The organism is Streptomyces sp. SA15, from assembly GCF_002291145.1.
Classification (GTDB): domain Bacteria; phylum Actinomycetota; class Actinomycetes; order Streptomycetales; family Streptomycetaceae; genus Streptomyces.
In genome coordinates this window covers 236305-253496 of the sequence record NZ_NTGE01000197.1, presented here as the reverse complement: position 1 = coordinate 253496, position 17192 = coordinate 236305, and the positions used below count along the sequence as shown (strand labels likewise).

Below are 17192 nucleotides of genomic sequence, written 5' to 3'. Positions count from 1 at the left end.
GCCGTCACCGCAGGAAGGCGGCCGCGACGCCGGCGTCGACCGGGACGTGCAGCCCGGTGGTGTGCGACAGCTCCCCGCCGGTCAGCGCGAAGACCGCGTTCGCCACGTGGTCGGGCAGCACCTCGCGCTTGAGGATGGTCCGCTGGGCGTAGAACTCGCCCAGTTTCTCCTCCGGCACGCCGTACACGGCCGCCCGCTTGGCGCCCCAGCCGCCCGCGAAGATCCCGGAGCCGCGCACGACGCCGTCCGGGTTGACTCCGTTGACGCGAATACCGTGCTCACCCAGCTCGGCGGCCAGCAGCCGCACCTGATGGGCCTGGTCGGCCTTGGTCGCCGAGTAGGCGATGTTGTTGGGCCCGGCGAACACGGCGTTCTTCGAGGCGATGTAGACGATGTCGCCGCCCAGCCCCTGCGCGATCATCACGCGGGCCGCCTCGCGCGAGACGAGGAAGGAGCCGCGCGCCATGATGTCGTGCTGGAGGTCCCAGTCCTTCGCCGAGGTCTCCAGCAGCGGCTTGGAGATGGAGATGCCGGCGTTGTTGACCACCAGGTCCACGCCGCCGAAGGCCAGCGCCGCCGCCTTGAAGGCCTCGGCGATCTGCTCCTCGGACGTCACGTCGACGGTCACGGCGACGGCCTTGTCGGGCCCGCCGAGCTCCTCGGCGACAGCCTGGGCGTTCTCCGCGTTGAGGTCGGCGATCACGACACACGCGCCCTCGGCGACCAGCCGCTGCGCGATGGCCTTGCCGATCCCGCTGCCCGCGCCCGTGACCAGGGCGATGCGCGTCGCCAGCGGCTTGGGCTTCGGCATCCGCTGGAGCTTGGCCTCCTCCAGCGCCCAGTACTCGATGCGGAACTTTTCCGACTCCTCGATCGGCGCGTACGTCGAGACCGCCTCGGCCCCGCGCATCACGTTGATCGCGTTGACGTAGAACTCGCCGGCCACCCGGGCGGTCTGCTTGTCCTTGCCGAAGGAGAACATGCCCACGCCCGGCACGAGCACGATCGCCGGGTCGGCGCCGCGCATCGCGGGGGAGTCGGGTTCGGCGTGCCGCTGGTAGTAGGCGGCGTACTCCTCGCGGTACTCGGCGTGCAGCTCCTTCAGCCGCGCGATCGCCTCGTCCAGGGGAGCCGTCGGGGGCAGGTCGAGGACCAGCGGCCGCACCTTGGTGCGCAGGAAGTGGTCGGGGCAGGAGGTGCCGAGGGCCGCGAGGCGCGGGTGCTCGGCGCTGGCGAGGAAGTCGAGGACGACCTCGGAGTCGGTGAAGTGGCCGACCTGCGGGCGGTCCTGGGAGGCCAGCGACCGGATCACGGGGGCGAGAGCGGCGGCCCGCTCCCGGCGCTCGGCGGCGCCGAGGGCCGCATATCCCTCGATGACCGGGCCGAAGGGCTCCGGCTTCCCGCGCTCGGCGAGGAACGCCTCCGCGGTGCGGATGATGTGCAGCGAGTTGCGCTCGCACTCCTCGGACGTGTCACCCCAGGCCGTGATCCCGTGCCCGCCGAGGACGCACCCGATCGCCTGCGGGTTGGCCTCCTTCACGGCCGCGATGTCCAGCCCGAGCTGGAAACCGGGCCGCCGCCAGGGCACCCACACCACGGTGTCGCCGAAACACTCGGCGGTCAGCTTCTCCCCGTCGGCAGCGCAGGCCAGCGCGATGCCGGAGTCGGGGTGGAGGTGATCGACGTGCGCGGCCTCGACCAGCCCGTGCATCGCCGTGTCGATGGACGGGGCCGCACCGCCCTTGCCGTGCAGGCAGTAGTCAAAGGCGGCGACCATCTCGTCCTCGCGCTCGACCCCGGGGTACACCCCCTTCATCGCCCGCAGCCGGTCGAGCCGCAACACGGCCAGCCCGGCCTCGGTGAGCGTGCCGAGGTCACCACCGGACCCCTTGACCCACATCAGCTCGACGTCACCGCCGGTGACGGGGTCGGTGTCGGTGCCCTTGGCGGAGGCGTTGCCGCCGGCGTAGTTCGTGTTACGGGGGTCGGCGCCGAGCCGATGGGAACGGGCGAGGAGGGCGGCGGCTTCGGGATGGGGTGCCATGAACCTTCAGTCCTTACGTGAGAGAGGGTGAGTGGAGCTTCAGGGGCGCGGGGCTGCATCGATATGAGGCTCCGCCGCGTGGCGCGACCAGCCACAGACGGCCCGCAGTCCGCAGACGACAGATCGGGGCAGACGCTTACGCCCCCCAACCGGCCTGCTGACCACCAACGCGCTCCTCAACGATCTTCTCGGCCCACCCGGACCGGCGATACGCGGCCATGGGGTCGGGGTCGAGCCCCATGTCCTCGCGGAGCGAAGCAAGCAGCGGCCGCACATCCGTGTTGTACGCGTCCATGATCACGGCGTTCGCACCCAGCACATCCCCCGACCGCTGAGCCACAACCAACGCCTCCCGATCCACGAGCAGCGCCTTGGCCGTGGCCTCCTGCACATTCATCACCGACCGGATGATCGCCGGAATCTTCGCCTCGATGTTGTGACACTGATCGAGCATGAACGCGACCTCAGGGGCGAAGCCACCACCGCGGATGACCTCGTACATGATCCGGAACAGCTGGAACGGATCCGCGGCCCCGACCATCAGGTCGTCATCGGCATAGAACCGCGAGTTGAAGTCGAACCCGCCCAGCTTCCCCTCCCGCAGCAGCGTCGCGACGATGAACTCGATGTTGGTGCCGGGCGCATGGTGCCCGGTGTCGACCACGACCTGCGCCTTCTCGCCCAGCTTGAGGCAGTGCGCGTACGCGGTCCCCCAGTCCGGCACATCGGTGGTGTAGAAGGCGGGCTCGAAGAACTTGTACTCCAGCAGCATCCGCTGCCCGTCGCCCAGCCGCTCGTACACCTCGGCCAGACCCTCCGCGAGCCGGTCCTGCCGCTCCCGGATGTCGTCCTGCCCGGGATAGTTCGTGCCGTCGGCGAACCACAGCTTCAGATCCCGCGACCCGGTGGCGTCCATGATGTCGACGCACTCCAGCAGGTGATCCAGTGCCTTGCGCCGCACCGCCGCGTCCGCGTGACAGATGCTGCCCAGCTTGTAGTCGTCGTCCTGGAACGTGTTCGAATTGATCGCGCCCAGCTTCACGCCGCGCTCCTCGGCGTACTTCGCCAACGCCGCATAGTCGTCGACCTTGTCCCACGGGATGTGCAGCGCGACCGTCGGAGCCACGCCGGTGAACTCGTGCACCTTGGCCGCGTCCGCCAGCTTCTCCCACGGGTCTCGGGGGACACCCGCCTGCGCGAACACCTTGAAGCGGGTGCCCGAGTTCCCGTACGCCCACGACGGCGTCTCGACTGCCTGGGTCTTGAGAGCGGCCTTCACCGCAGCGAGCTCGGTCACTTGGGTGCTCCTTCGTATGAATCGATTCAAAGCGCGAAGCTATGGCGCGTCCGCAGGGGTGTCAAGAGTTCCGGCAAACCCAGCCTCCCACCCGTCTCCCGTGCCCTGACCGTGACCTTTGTCTATCGAACGGCTGTCGAAAGTTTTTCGACCCGGACCCATTGACGTGACATGGCTGGCACGCCTAACGTCCCGGCAACCAAGTTGAAACCTTTCACGACGCTGAGACGGCCTTCCGCCGGCGTCGTCCAGGAGCCCCTCATGACCCACCCGTCCGAAGCGGGTCCGGCCCCGGTGTTGTCGCTCAAGGACGTATCGAAGTCCTTCGGAGCGGTGCGCGCCCTGCGGGACGTGTCCCTGGAGCTGTTCCCCGGCGAGGTCCACGCCCTCGCCGGTGAGAACGGCGCGGGCAAGTCGACCCTCATCAAGACGCTCGCCGGGGTGCACCGACCGGACGCCGGCCAGGTGCTGCTCGAAGGTGAGCCCGTCCTCTTCCACGGCCCGGGCGACGCCCGCGACGCCGGTATCGCCGTGATCTACCAGGAGCCCACGCTCTTTCCCGACCTGTCGATCGCCGAGAACATCTTCATGGGCCGCCAGCCCCGGCGCGTCCTCGGCCGCATCGACCACAAGGCCACGCACACCGCGACCCTGGCCCTGATGCGGCGCCTCGGTGTCGAACTCGACCCCGACCGTCCCGCCCGCGGCCTGTCGATCGCCGACCAGCAGATCGTCGAGATCGCCAAGGCCCTCTCCTTCGACGCCCGCGTCCTCATCATGGACGAACCGACGGCCGCCCTCACCGGCAGCGAGGTCGCCCGGCTCTTCGGCGTCGTACGCACCCTGCGCGAACAGGGCGCCGCCGTCCTCTTCATCTCCCACCGCCTCGAGGAGATCTTCCAGATCTGCCAGCGGGTGACCACCCTGCGCGACGGCGCCTGGATCGCCAGCGAACCGCTCGACGGCATGACCGAGGACGATCTCGTACGCCGCATGGTCGGGCGCGACCTCGACGAGCTGTATCCGAAGCAGGAGGTCCGGCCCGGAGAGGTCGCGCTGAGCGTGCGCCGGCTGACCCGGGAGGGCGTCTTCACCGACGTGTCCTTCGACGTGCGGCACGGAGAGATCGTAGGTCTCGCCGGGCTCGTCGGAGCCGGCCGTACAGAGGTCGCCCGGGCCGTCTTCGGCATCGACCGCTGGGACGCGGGCGAGGTCGAGGTCCAGGGGCGCAAGCTGACCAACGGCGCCCCGTCCACCGCGATGGCCGCCGGGCTCGCCCTCGTCCCCGAGGACCGGCGCGCCCAGGGCCTGGTGATGGACATGTCCATCGAACGCAACATCGGGCTCACCGGTCTGCGTACGACGGTCAAGGCCGGCCTCGTGGACCGCGGCGCCGAACGCAGCCGCTCCCTCGACTGGGCCGTCAAGCTCCAGGTCAAGTACGCCCGGATCGCCGACACCGTCAACACGCTGTCCGGCGGCAACCAGCAGAAGGTCGTCCTGGCCAAGTGGCTCGCCACCGGCCCCAAGGTGCTGATCGTCGACGAGCCGACCCGTGGCATCGACGTCGGCACCAAGGCCGAGGTGCACCGGCTGCTCAGCCAGCTGGCCGCCGACGGCGTGGCCGTGCTGATGATCTCCTCCGACCTGCCCGAGATCCTCGGCATGGCCGACCGCGTGCTCGTGATGCACGAGGGCCGCCTCACCGCCGAGATCCCGCGCGCCGAAGCCACCGAGGAATCCGTGATGGCCGCAGCCACCGGGAGGGCCGCCGCATGACGGTCCTCACCCCGAACGAGACCCCCGTCGCCGACGTGCCCAAGTCCAGCGGCACCCGGCTGGTCGACCGCGTCTTCAAGATGCGCGAACTCGCCATCCTGATCGTCTTCCTGGCGATGATCGCCGTCACCCAGGCCGGCAACAGCGAGTTCCTGTCCGAGCAGGGCATCAAGGACCTGCTGCTGAACGCGACCATCCTGGTGCTGGTCGCCGTCGGCCAGTCGCTGGTCGTCATCACGCGCAACGTGGACCTCTCGGTCGGCTCCACTCTCGGCATCACCGCTTTCGCCGCCGGCACGTACCTCCAGGGCGGCGGCAATCCGGTGGTCGCCGTGGTCCTGGCGGTCCTGCTCGGCATCGGCTTCGGCCTGCTGAACGGACTCCTCGTCAGCCTCGGCCAGGTGCCGGCCCTCGTCGTCACCCTCGGCACGCTCTACATCATCCGCGGCATCGACTCCATCTGGGTCGGCTCCCGCCAGATCACGGCGGCCGACCTGCCCGGCGGATTCGTCGACTTCGGCTCCGGCGGCATCTCCGCGGTGCCGTGGCTGGCGATGATCGCCCTCGTCGTACTGGTGGCGACCGCCTACTACCTCAAGCACTTCGGCAGCGGCCGCGAGCTGTACGCCCTCGGCTCCAACCCCGAGGCCGCCCGCCTCGCCGGCATCCCGGTCCGCAAGCGGATCCTCGCCGCGTACACCTTCTGCGGCGCCCTCGCGGGCCTCGCGGGCGCGATGTACCTGGCCCGGTTCGGCAACGTCGACTCCGGCACCGGCAACGGCTACGAACTCACCGTTGTCAGCGCGGTCGTGGTCGGCGGCGTGGTCTTCACCGGCGGCTCCGGCAGCGTCTACGGGGCTGCTCTCGGTGCGCTGCTGCTGACCTCCATCAACAGTGTGCTGCCCGCCCTCGGTGTCAGCTCGGTCTGGGTGCTCGCCATCAACGGCATCCTGCTCATCCTCGCCATCGCGGTCGACCGGGTCGTCGCGCTGCGCGTGGCCTCCGCCCTGAAGAAGAGGAACGCCCGCCATGCCTGAGGCCCTCTCGCGCGCGATCCGCTGGGACACGGTCGTCGGCGCCCTTCTCATCGTCCTGTTGCTGCTGTCCTTCTCCACCGTCGACGGCTTCGGCAACGCCCTCAACCTGTCGTTCCTGATCGGCAACACCCTGCCCATCGCGCTGATCGCCCTGCCGATGACCCTGCTGGTGGTCTCCGGCGAGATCGACCTGTCGGTCGCCTCCACGGCCGGCCTGTCCGGCGCGGTGATGGGCGCCCTGTGGAACGAGGGCATGACGATCGAGGCGATCATCCCGATCTGCCTGCTGCTCGGTGTGATCTGCGGACTGATCAACGGCCTGCTGGTGACCCGGCTCGGGCTGCCGTCCCTCGCCGTCACCATCGGCACGCTCGCCGCCTACCGGGGCATCGCGCAGATCGTGCTCGGCTCGGACGCCGTGACCGACTTCCCCACGCAGTACCTGGACTTCGCCGCCGGGCGCGTCGGCGACACGTTCATCCCGCAGGCCTTCCTGCCCTTCCTGGTCCTGCTCGCCATCGCCGTCGTCGCCCTGCACGCCACCCCGTTCGGGCGGTCGCTGTTCGCGACCGGCGCGAGCGAAGAGGCCGCACGGTTCGCCGGCATCCGGGTCAAGCGGCAGAAGCTGATCCTGTTCACGGTGACCGGACTGATGGCCTCCCTCACCGGGATCTTCTGGGCGCTGCACTACGCCAGCGCCCGCTATGACAACGCCACCGGCCTCGAACTGTCCGTCGTGGCAGCGGTGTTGCTGGGCGGCATCGACTTCGACGGAGGCAAGGGCACGCTCGGCGGCGCGATCGCGGGAGTCTTCCTGCTCGGCGCGCTGCAGAACGTGATGAGCCTCCAGGACGTCTCCGCCCAGTCGCAGATCGTCGTCACCGGCGTTCTGCTCGTCCTCTCCGTGCTCGGCCCCCGGGTCGCACGGCAGATCTCCGTAGCGAGGGCGGGCCGCAGGGCCGCCTCGACTCCGACCTCGTCACTCAGCTCACCCTCGTAAAGGAATCACAGCCATGCGCAAGTCGACCCTCCGCCGCACCTGTGCGGCCCTGGCCGCCGTCACCTCCTTCGCCCTGGCGGCCACCGCCTGCGGCGGCACCACCAAGGAAGACGTCAAGAGCGAGAGCTCCGGCGGCGCCGCCTCGGCCGGCAAGGCCGACCCGAACGCGGCCATCAAGAAGGGCCTGACCATAGGGTTCCTGCCCAAGCAGGTCAACAACCCGTACTTCACCACCGCCGACAAGGGCGGCGAGGCGGCCGTGAAGGAGCTCGGCTCCAGCTACAAGGAGGTCGGCCCGTCCAGCGCCACCGACACCGCGGGCCAGGTGTCCTACGTCAACACCCTCACCCAGCAGCAGGTCAACGCCATGGCCGTCTCCGCACAGGACCCCGGCGCCCTGTGCACCGCGCTCAAGCAGGCCATGAGCAACGACATCAAGGTCGTCACCTACGACTCCGACACCAACCCCGACTGCCGCAACGCCTTCGTCTCGCAGGCCAGCGCCGAGGACCTCGGCCGTACCGAGGTGCAGCTGCTCGCCGAGCAGATCGGCTACAAGGGCGAGATCGCGATCCTGTCCGCCGCGCAGACCGCGACCAACCAGAACACCTGGATCGAGTTCATGAAGGACGAGCTCAAGGATCCGAAGTACAAGGACATCAAGCTGGTCAAGGTCGCGTACGGCAACGACGACGCCCAGCAGTCCTTCCAGCAGACCCAGGGCCTGCTCCAGGAGTACCCGAACCTGAAGGGGATCATCTCCCCGACCACGGTCGGCATCAAGGCGGCCGCACAGTACCTGTCGGGCTCCAAGTACAAGGGCAAGGTCAAGCTGACCGGCCTCGGCACCCCGAACGACATGCGCAAGTACGTCAAGAACGGCACCGTCGACGCCTTCGAGCTGTGGGACCCGTCCAAGCTGGGCGAGCTGGCCGCGCGCACGGCCGTCGCCCTGGTCTCCGGGCAGATCACCGGCAAGGAGGGCGAGACCTTCAAGGCCGGCGACATGGGCGAGTACACCATCGGCAAGGACGGCGTGATCAGCCTCGGCAAGCCGACCGTCTTCGACAAGAAGAACATCGACCAGTTCAACTTCTGATCACCGACTCAGCACCAACTCACCCCAGGGGAGCGGTACTTCATGCAGCGCGTCTGTTTCCTGCTCAAGGTCCGTCAGGACAGGATCGCCGAGTACCGCGAACGCCACGCCGCCGTGTGGCCGGAGATGCTTGAGGCACTCGCGGCCACCGGCTGGCACAACTACTCGCTCTTCCTGCGCGACGACGGCCTGCTCGTCGGCTACCTGGAGACCGAGGACTTCGAGGCCGCCAAGGCCGGGATGGAGGCCACCGAGGTCAACGCCCGCTGGCAGGCCGAGATGGGCCCCTTCTTCGAATCCCTCGACGGGGAGCGCCCCGACGAGGCGATGAAACCGCTCACCGAGGTGTTCCACCTCGCCTGACCCCCTCCCGTACCTCCCGTGCTTCCCCCTCGCAGACAATGGAGTCCCCCGAGATGAAGAGACGTACGCTGCTGGGCGCCGCCCTCGCTGGAGCCGTGATGACCCCCACCCTCGCGTCCGGCACCGCCCGGGCCGCCGACCCCGGCCCCTCGGTCACCCGGACGGGCACCACCACGCTCGACAGCCAGGCCATCTTCTTCGTGTCGTACGACGGCCTGGTCAACAACAACTCGTTCCAGAAGAACGGCCTGCTGACCTACAAGGGCTACCAGTACGCCGCCTGGTACACCGCCGACCGCAACGCCGTCGTCGGCCGACGCGTGCTCGGCGCGAGCACCTGGTCCACCGTCAAGGTCGGCCACACGCTCCGCTACAACGACTCCCACAACGTCATCTCCATGGGCGTCTCCAAGGTGGACGGCCGCCTCCACCTCAACATGGACTCGCACAGCGACGGCTTCACCTACGTCAAGTCCGTGGCCGGCCTCATGGACAACCCCGCCGGGCTGAGCTGGACCACCAGCCGCTTCGGCGCACCGCAGTCCACTCTCGACGGACTCGCGCTCACCTCGCAGTTCACCTACCCACAGTTCATCTCGACCCCCGAGGGCCGGCTCCAGCTCAGCTACCGCGTCGCGATCTCCGGCAACGGCCGCAACGCGCTCGCCGAGTACGACGGCACCTCCTGGACCAACCTCGGCGAGTGGACCAGCTCCACCGGCACGTACACCAGCGAGCACGGCTCCTCGACGGCCCGCAACATGTACCTGCACGGCATCGACTACGACCGCAACGGGCGTCTGCACGCCATGTTCACGTGGCGCGAGCAGAGCAACTCCGTCATGTGCAACAGCGGTGGCATCACCAACCACGACACCGGCTACGTCTACTCCGACGACCGCGGCCGGACCTGGCGCAACAACGCGGGCACCGTCGTCGGCACCACCGGCGGCTCCGACCGGGTCTCCGTCAACGACGCGGGTCTCGTCGTGGACCCCCTCAACCCCGACCACTCGCTGATGAACCAGGAGAGCCAGTTCACCGACTCGGCCGGCCGGCCGCACGCCATCATCAGCTACGTCCCCGGCCGCTTCGGCCAGTGCACGACGAACTACGTCGCCGACCGCACAGCCAACGGCCGAGCCTTCCTCGTCCGCAAGAGTTCCTCCGGCCCCTGGCAGAAGACCGAGATACCGGTGCCGCTGAACTCCAGCCAGCGCACCAAGCTGGTCATGGACAAGTACAACAACGCTTACGCGATCTTCCCGTTCGGCCGGATCGCCGGTGCGTCGGCGGCCTCCGGACACACCGACTGGAGGATCCTGTTCGACGGCTCCGGGCTCAACGCCTTCGGCGAGGTCGTCATCGACGAGACCCGGATCGCCCAGGACAACGTCCTGTCGGTCATGTACCAGGAGAAGTCGAGCGGCACGACCCCTTCGGCGCTGCACGTCGTCGACTTCGCGTTGCCCGCGTGACCGGGCCTGATGCGTGAAGAAGGACGGTAATGTGAAGGCCTTCCGGCCAACCCTTGCTCCCCTGGAGGTACCTGCCTGATGGCCCAGTCGGTGGGTATCAAGGACGTCGCCCGTGCCGCCGGAGTCTCCGTCGGCACGGTGTCGAACGTCATCAACCGTCCGGACACGGTCGCGACCGAGACCCGGGCGCGGGTGCTGTCCGCGATAGACCGTCTGGGCTACGTCCGCAGCGAGTCCGCGCGCCAGCTGCGCGCGGGCCGCAGCCGGATCATGGGCCTGCTCGTCCTCGACATGGGCAACCCCTTCTTCGTCGACGTCGCGCGCGGTGCCGAACGGGCCGCGCGCGAGGCCCAGCTCGGCGTCATGGTCTGCAACAGTGCCCAGAACCCGAGCGAGGAGGCCGAGTACCTGTCGCTCTTCGCCGAGCAGCGGGTGCGGGGCGTGCTGCTCACCCCCGCCGACGCGACCGGCCGCAACATCGAGTCGTTCCGGCGGCACGGCATCCCCTTCGTCCTCGTCGACCGGGTCGCCGAGGGCACCACCGAGTGCTCGGTCTCCGTCGACGACGTGGCCGGCGGCGCGCTGGCCGTACGCCACCTTGTCGATGCGGGGCACCGCTCCATCGCGTACGTCAGCGGCCCGCCCGGCCTCAACCAGGTCAGGGACCGCCGTACGGGCGCCCTGAACGCCCTGGCGGAGGCGGGGCTCGGCCCGGAGTGCCTGCGCGAGCTGCCCACCGAACGGCTCGACGTGGCCGCCGGCCGGGACGCGGGCGCCCGCCTGCTCGGCCTCGCCGTCCGGCCGACCGCCGTGTTCTGCGCCAACGACCTGCTCGCCCTGGGCGTCCTGCAGGCCATGTACGCGGCCGGCGTCGGCGTCCCCGACGACCTCGCGATCGTCGGTTACGACGACATCGAGTTCGCGGCCGCCGCGGCCGTCCCGCTCACCTCGGTCCGGCAGCCCGCAGTCACCATGGGCGCCCTGGCCGCGGAACTCCTGCTGGAGGAGACGGAGGCGGAGACCTCGCCGCGCAGGCACGAGCACCGCCGGGTCGTGCTCCAGCCCGAACTGGTGGTACGGCGCTCCAGCCTGTCGGCCCGCTGAGCCGCCGTACGACGGCGGCCTACTGAGCCGGCATTCAGCAGTCGTTCATGATCCCTGGAGGTGGCAGCCGGCCGGACATGTGCGGAACTGGGACGCCGCCAGCAGTCCGTCCGCACCGAGCCCCGTTGACCGTCAGCTACCGCCAGCCCGGCGTCGTCCTCACCGACCGCCACTTCACCGTGGACGTCGGACGGGCCCGGCGGATCGCCGAGCACCTGCTGGCGCACAAGGTCGTCCTGCCGAACGGCTACCGGCTCACCGTCGAGGCCTTCCAGTCGCTCGGCATCGTCCTCGGCAAGAGTGACGGCAGCCACCGCCTCCACTACCTCCTGGAGGACGCCTTCGTCCGCACCCCGCAGGGCCCCGCCCTCTCCGACGCCTTCCAGGAGGAGGTCCAGGGGCTCCTGTCGTTCGCGGGCCACCCGCTGTACGCGCTCGTCCACGAGGCCTGCTACGGGCAGGACCCTGGGCCCACCGACTGGGCCGCGGAGCGGGTGCGTGCCGAGTTCCCGCAGTTCGACGCGGCCAAGACGCTCACGGGCGACGGACCGCTGCTGTTCACGGGTGAGTCCGTGCACCCGTGGATGTTCGACAACGACCCGGCCCTGCGCCCGCTGCCCGAGACCGCGAAGGAACTGGCCGAGAACAGGGGCTGGACGCTCCTGTACGACCCCGCCCGGCTCGCCGAGAACGAGGTGCCGGTCGCGGCCGCCGTCTACCACGACGACATGTACGTCGACACCGCCCACTCCCTGGAGACGGCCCGCGCGATCCGCGGCCTGCGCACCTGGGCCACCGACGAGTTCGAGCACGACGGCGTACGCGCGGGCGGGCCCCCCGTCCTGGACCGACTGCTGGCACTGACACGGGACGAGGTGTGATCCCACCGTGGATGTCGTAGGCGCGGGCTAGTCTGCGGAACATGACCGAGCCGACGATCACTCAGCTCCAGCCCATGCCCGACGACTGGCAGCGCGCCCTCGCGGTCGTGGCGCACCCGGACGACCTCGAGTACGGCTGCTCCGCCGCGATCGCCGCCTGGACCGACGCCGGCCGCGAGGTCGCCTACGTCCTCGCGAGCCGTGGCGAGGCGGGCATCGACACTCTGGAGCCCGCCGAGTGCGGCCCGCTGCGGGAGCGGGAGCAGCGGGCGAGCGCGGCCGTGGTGGGCGTGTCGGCGGTGGAGTTCCTCGACCACAAGGACGGCGTCATCGAGTACGGCACCGCCCTGCGCCGGGACATCGCCGCCGCGATCCGCCGGCACCGGCCCGAACTGGTGATCACCCTCAACCACCGGGACACCTGGGGCGGCGTCGCCTGGAACACCCCCGACCACGTCGCCGTCGGCCGCGCCACCCTGGACGCGGCCGGCGACGCGGGCAACCGCTGGATCTTCCCGGAACTCGTCGAGCAGGGCCTTCAGCCCTGGAACGGCGTCCGCTGGGTCGCCGTCGCCGGCTCCAGCACGCCCACGCACGCCGTGGACGCCACACCGGGACTGGAGCGGGCGGTGCGCTCGCTGCTCCAACACCGCACGTACATCGAGGCGTTGACGAGCGAGGATCCGGAGACGTACGTGCGGGAATTCCTGACGGGCCACGCCGAAGCGACGGGGGAGCGGTTCGGAGGCAGGCCCGCGGTGGCGTTCGAGCTGTTCGGCAGATGACGACGGAGGGGGAGCCGACGATGAGTGACAGCGAGCTGCTGGCGGAGCGCTTCGAAGAGCACCGCGGGCATCTGCGGGCGGTGGCCTACCGCATGCTGGGCTCTCTGGCCGAGGCCGAGGACGCCGTCCAGGAGACCTGGCTGAAGCTGAGCCGTACCGACGCGGGGGACATCAGGAATCTCGGCGGCTGGCTGACCACCGTGGTCGGCCGGGTCTGCCTCGACATGCTGCGCTCGCGCACCGCACGCCGTGAGGACCCCCTGGACGACACCTTCGTCCCCGACCCCCTGATCCGGCCCCTGACGCGGACCGACCCGGAACAGGAGGTCCTCCAGGCCGACTCGGTGGGGCTCGCCCTCATGATCGTCCTGGAGACGCTGGAGCCCGCCGAGCGGCTCGCGTTCGTCCTGCACGACATGTTCACGGTGCCGTTCGACGACATCGCGCCGATCGTGGACCGCAGTTCGGCGGCGACCCGCCAACTGGCCAGCCGTGCCCGGCGCCGGGTGCAGGGGGCCACTCCCTCGGCCGACCCGGACCTCGGCCGGCAGCGCGAGGTCGTCGACGCGTTCCTGGCCGCCAGTCACGCGGGGGACTTCGAGGCGCTGGTCGCCGTCCTCCACCCCGACGTCGTGCTGCGCGTCGACTCCGGGGCCCTGGTCGGCGGTGCGGCCGCGTCGAAGGTGGTGCGCGGTGCCAAGGGCGTCGCCGAACAGGCCATGCTGTTCCGGCAGTTCGCCCCGACGGCGCGGGTGGCGCTCGTCAACGGCGCGCTCGGATTCGTCAACGCCCCCGACGGGCGGCTGCAGTCGGTCATGGGCGTCACCGTCGCCGACGGCCGGATCGTCGCGATGCACATCCTGGCCGACCCCGAGCGCCTGGCCGGCCTGGAACTGCCGGACGCCCTCGGATGAGTCAGGCGGCCACGGCCAGCGTGCCCGGCGTGCGGTGCGGGCTCACGACCCGCCCGTCCGGCAGGAGCTCACCGGTGTCGTCGAAGACGATGGTGCCGTTGCACAGCAGGCTCCAGCCCTGTTCGGGGTGGGCCGACACGATCACGGCGGCGTGGTGGTCGGGGCTGTCGGCGGTCGGGCACGCGGGCTGGTGGCTGCACATGACGTCTCTCCTCGGTCCGGGTGGGGCTCCTGCCTTCGTCGGCTCGTATCTCTGTAGTAGCCGAGCTTGTTTTCCGTTGGATGAGGGGACCCCCACAAGGCCGGAAATTCAGCGGTGAGTTTTCGTTCCGTATGCTGAACGCCATGCGAGATCAGACAGCGAACCGGCCCGACCTGCGCGGCGACTGCGAGCAGTGCTTCGGGCTGTGCTGTGTCGCCCTGCCCTTCGCCGCCTCCGCGGATTTCGCCATCGACAAGCAGGCCGGAAAGCCCTGCCCGAACCTCCAGGGCGACCACCGGTGCGGCATCCACGCGAAACTGCGGCAGAAGGGCTTCACCGGCTGCACGGTCTACGACTGCTTCGGCGCCGGGCAGAAGGTCTCGCAGGTCACCTTCGGCGGCCGGGACTGGCGCTCGGGCTCGCGCGAGGACGCGCGGCGCATGGTCGACGTCTTCCCGGTCGTGCGGCAGCTCCACGAACTGCTCTGCTACCTCACCGAGGCGCTCACCCTGCCGGCGGCCCGTCCCCTCCACGCCGACCTGCGCCGGGCTCTGGAGCGGACCGAGACGCTCACCCGCGGAACCCCCGAGGAACTCGGCGCGTTGGACGTGCCCGCCCACCGGCAGGAGGTCAACGTGCTCCTGCTGAAGACCAGCGAGCTGGCCCGAGCCGGCATACGCGGCAAGAAGAAGAACCGCCGGGGCGCGGACCTGATCGGTGCCCGCCTCAAGGGCGCCGACCTGCGGGGCGCCAGCCTCCGCGGCGCCTACCTGATCGCCGCCGACCTCACCGGCGCCGATCTGCGCGGCGCGGACCTGATCGGCGCCGATCTGCGCGACGCCGACCTCACGGACGCGGACCTGACCGGCGCGCTCTTCCTCACCCAGCCCCAGCTGAACGCGGCCAGGGGCAGCGCGGGCACCCGCCTGCCGCAGTCAGTCACCCGCCCCGCGCACTGGACAGCGCGGCTCTGACGCGGACTCGTCGGGGTCCTGAGCGGGCGGGACCGTGCCGGTGGCCGCCCGTCGCTCCAGGCGCAGCCGCAGCCCCTCCGGCATCAGCGTGAGCCGCTCGGTCACCCGCAGCCGGTAGGCGGGTTCGGGCCGCAGCTCGTAGCGGCGCAGCAGCAGGCCGAGCACCAGCGTGGCCTCGTGCAGCGCGAACTGGCGCCCGATGCACGCCCGCGCCCCGGTCCCGAACGGCTTGAAGGTGTGCGGGGGACGGGACCGTACGGCCCGCGCCTCGAAGCGGTCCGGGTCGAACCGTTCGGCGTCGGCACCCCAGACCGAGGGGTCGCGGTGCAGCATCGGCGTGAGCACCAGCGTCCACGCGCCCCGTCGCATCGGGTGCGTCCCGGCCAGCACCGTGTCCTGCCGGGCCTCCCGGGCGAAGGCGGGCGCGGTCGGCCACAGCCGCAGCGACTCGTCCAGCACCCGGCGGACGTACCGCAGCTTGGCCACCTGGTCGTAGCCGGGCACGGCCGCTCCGCCCCAGACGCGCTCCACCTCGGCGCGGGCGCGGGCGGCGACGTCGGGATGGCGGGCGAGGTAGTGCAGTGCGAAGGACAGGGCGCCCGAGGTGGTCTCGTGGCCCGCCACCAGGAAGGTGATGACCTGCCGGCGGACGTTCCGCGCCGACAGCCGCTCCCCGGTTTCCGGATGGGCCGTGTCCAGCATCCGGTCCAGCAGGTCCCCGTCCCCGCTCGCCGTACGCCGGGCGCGGACCAGGTCGTCGACGGTGCGGTTGAGGTACGCGATGTCGGCCGCGTTGCGGCGGGCGGCACCACGCAGCAGCCGCGGGAACGGCAACGTGTTCAGCCGCTGCGCATAGGTGAGCGTGCCCACCATCGCGCTCACGAAGGGATGCGGCCGGGTGCGCTCGAAGGAACCGAAGTCGTGGCCGAATCCGGTCCGCGCGATCGTCTCCAGCGTCAGCTTGGTCATGTCACCGGGCACGTCCACCGCCCGGCCCGCCGCCAGCTCGCCGTCCCAGTGGTCGGTGAGCCGCCCGGCCACCGCCAGCATCATCGCGTGGTAGCACTCCATCGCCTCCCGGCTGAAACCCGGGGCCAGCACGTCGTGCGCCAGCTGCCAGTTGGGCTCGTGGTTGTACGCCGTGAACAGCCCGTCCCCGGCGACCGGCCGAAGATTGGCGACCCCGAGGCCCACATGCTTGGCGAAGCGCGACTCGTCCGCCAGGTCGGACACCAGATCGGCGCCCCACACGAACACGAACTCCCTGCCGAAGGCCTTGCGTCGGAATATCGGCCCCAGCCGCCGGGCGTACCGGAGGGTGTCCTGCAACGGCGTACGCCGACTGGCGCCGAGCACGTCGCCGAGCAGGGGGAGCCGGCCCGGCGGACGCGGAATGCGGCGCAACTCCGGCCAGCCCTGCTCGGCGCCACGGAACCCCCTGGGCAGCCCGGTCCCTGTCGACGTCTCCGCCATGACGCGATCTCCCTTGCAGCAGCGGCATGTTGAGGGTGCTGAAGCGTGTTGTACGTGGATTCAATAGAGCGGCTTCAGTCTGATCCCGCTGTTGAACCGACGTCAAGTAAAGTGCGGGCATGGCCGCGAACCAGGGCGGGCGCACACGCCGCCGGCTCAGCACCGAGGAGCGCCGTGAGCAGCTGCTGACAGTGGGGGCGCGGCTGTTCTCGGAGGGTCCGTACGACGACGTGTGGATCGAGCAGGTCGCCGAGATCGCCGGGGTCTCGCGCGGGCTGCTCTACCACTACTTCCCGACCAAGCGGGACTTCTTCGCCGCGGTCGTCGAGCGCGAGAGCGAGCGGATGCTGAGCATGAGTCAGGTCGTGCCCGGAGTTCCGGTGCGCAAGCAGCTCGCCGCCGGCCTCGACGCGTATCTGGAGTACATCCAGGCCCACGCGCACGGCTACCGGGCCTTCCATCGGGCCGACGCGGCGGGTGACCAGGCCGTGCGCAAGGTCTATCAGCGGGCGCTCGCCGCACAGGAGAGGCAGATCCTCGAGGCGCTGGCCGCCGACCCCGAGTTCGGGGCGGTGTCCCAGGCGCGGGCCGACCTCAAGTTGGCCGTCCGCGGGTGGCTGGGCTTCATGACCGCGGTCTCCCTGGAGTGGCTGCGGGGTTCGGACCTCTCGCGGGAGCAGGTGCGCGACCTGTGCGCACGGGCGCTGCTGGGTGTCATCTCCTCCTGACATTCACCGGTTCATGGTCACCTCATGGTTGGTT

General features: G+C 70.2%; 15 protein-coding genes and 1 pseudogene. 12 read left to right on the top strand and 4 right to left on the bottom strand.

The window, feature by feature from the left end:
• Positions 1–4 precede the first annotated feature (4 nt).
• Together CLM62_RS43110 and rhaI are read right to left on the bottom strand one after the other, a co-directional pair.
• Positions 5–2044, bottom strand: a complete 2040-nt coding sequence (locus tag CLM62_RS43110; RefSeq protein ID WP_095755342.1) for a bifunctional aldolase/short-chain dehydrogenase — start codon at positions 2042–2044, stop codon at positions 5–7.
• Positions 2045–2180: 136 nt separating this feature from the next.
• Positions 2181–3341 carry an L-rhamnose isomerase gene (rhaI, locus tag CLM62_RS43105; protein ID WP_095755341.1) on the bottom strand — a complete coding sequence of 387 codons (1161 nt, stop codon included), beginning with the start codon at positions 3339–3341 and terminating at the stop codon, positions 2181–2183.
• Positions 3342–3602: 261 nt separating this feature from the next.
• On the opposite strand from rhaI, the gene CLM62_RS43100 reads away from it, so the two are divergent.
• The 10 genes and pseudogenes from CLM62_RS43100 to sigJ all read left to right on the top strand — a co-directional run bounded on the left by CLM62_RS43100 (position 3603) and on the right by sigJ (position 13781).
• Positions 3603–5120 carry a sugar ABC transporter ATP-binding protein gene (locus CLM62_RS43100; protein WP_095755340.1) on the top strand — a complete coding sequence of 506 codons (1518 nt, stop codon included), beginning with the start codon at positions 3603–3605 and terminating at the stop codon, positions 5118–5120.
• On the top strand, positions 5117–6157 hold the full coding sequence (locus CLM62_RS43095; protein ID WP_095755339.1) for an ABC transporter permease: 1041 nt from the start codon (positions 5117–5119) through the stop codon (positions 6155–6157). Before CLM62_RS43100 ends, CLM62_RS43095 begins: the two co-directional genes overlap by 4 nt.
• Complete coding sequence (locus tag CLM62_RS43090) at positions 6150–7157, top strand: ABC transporter permease (RefSeq protein ID WP_095755338.1); 1008 nt, start codon at positions 6150–6152, stop codon at positions 7155–7157. The genes CLM62_RS43095 and CLM62_RS43090 overlap by 8 nt, the downstream gene beginning before the upstream one ends.
• Before the next feature lie 13 nt (positions 7158–7170).
• Complete coding sequence (rhaS, locus tag CLM62_RS43085) at positions 7171–8256, top strand: rhamnose ABC transporter substrate-binding protein (RefSeq protein ID WP_095755337.1); 1086 nt, start codon at positions 7171–7173, stop codon at positions 8254–8256.
• Between the two features lie 42 nt (positions 8257–8298).
• Positions 8299–8619: an L-rhamnose mutarotase gene (locus CLM62_RS43080; RefSeq protein ID WP_095755336.1), complete on the top strand. Its 321-nt coding sequence runs from the start codon at positions 8299–8301 to the stop codon at positions 8617–8619.
• Between the two features lie 53 nt (positions 8620–8672).
• Positions 8673–10097, top strand: coding sequence for a BNR repeat-containing protein (locus CLM62_RS43075; protein ID WP_095755335.1), 1425 nt, complete (start codon positions 8673–8675; stop codon positions 10095–10097).
• Between the two features lie 78 nt (positions 10098–10175).
• Entirely contained in the window at positions 10176–11201 is a 1026-nt protein-coding gene (locus CLM62_RS43070; RefSeq protein ID WP_095755334.1) for a LacI family DNA-binding transcriptional regulator, read from the top strand.
• 182 nt (positions 11202–11383) lie between these two features.
• Positions 11384–12082, top strand: a pseudogene (locus CLM62_RS43065) (alpha/beta hydrolase); the annotation flags it as partial.
• A gap of 41 nt (positions 12083–12123) precedes the next feature.
• Positions 12124–12867 (top strand): PIG-L deacetylase family protein, encoded by a 744-nt coding sequence (locus tag CLM62_RS43060; protein ID WP_095755333.1) that lies wholly within the window; start codon positions 12124–12126, stop codon positions 12865–12867.
• 20 nt (positions 12868–12887) lie between these two features.
• On the top strand, positions 12888–13781 hold the full coding sequence (gene sigJ / locus CLM62_RS43055) for an RNA polymerase sigma factor SigJ (protein WP_095755332.1): 894 nt from the start codon (positions 12888–12890) through the stop codon (positions 13779–13781).
• A gap of 1 nt (position 13782) precedes the next feature.
• Here sigJ and CLM62_RS43050 read toward each other — a convergent pair whose 3' ends face one another.
• Positions 13783–13983 (bottom strand): DUF5999 family protein, encoded by a 201-nt coding sequence (locus tag CLM62_RS43050; protein WP_095755331.1) that lies wholly within the window; start codon positions 13981–13983, stop codon positions 13783–13785.
• Positions 13984–14114: 131 nt separating this feature from the next.
• On the opposite strand from CLM62_RS43050, the gene CLM62_RS43045 reads away from it, so the two are divergent.
• Positions 14115–14957, top strand: coding sequence for a pentapeptide repeat-containing protein (locus CLM62_RS43045; RefSeq protein ID WP_179382464.1), 843 nt, complete (start codon positions 14115–14117; stop codon positions 14955–14957).
• On the opposite strand, the gene CLM62_RS43040 is transcribed toward CLM62_RS43045, so the two are convergent.
• Positions 14919–16430 carry a cytochrome P450 gene (locus CLM62_RS43040; RefSeq protein WP_095755330.1) on the bottom strand — a complete coding sequence of 504 codons (1512 nt, stop codon included), beginning with the start codon at positions 16428–16430 and terminating at the stop codon, positions 14919–14921. The two genes, CLM62_RS43045 and CLM62_RS43040, sit on opposite strands and share 39 nt — an antisense overlap.
• Positions 16431–16549: 119 nt before the next feature.
• On the opposite strand from CLM62_RS43040, the gene CLM62_RS43035 reads away from it, so the two are divergent.
• Entirely contained in the window at positions 16550–17158 is a 609-nt protein-coding gene (locus CLM62_RS43035; RefSeq protein WP_095755329.1) for a TetR/AcrR family transcriptional regulator, read from the top strand.
• Positions 17159–17192: the final 34 nt, after the last annotated feature.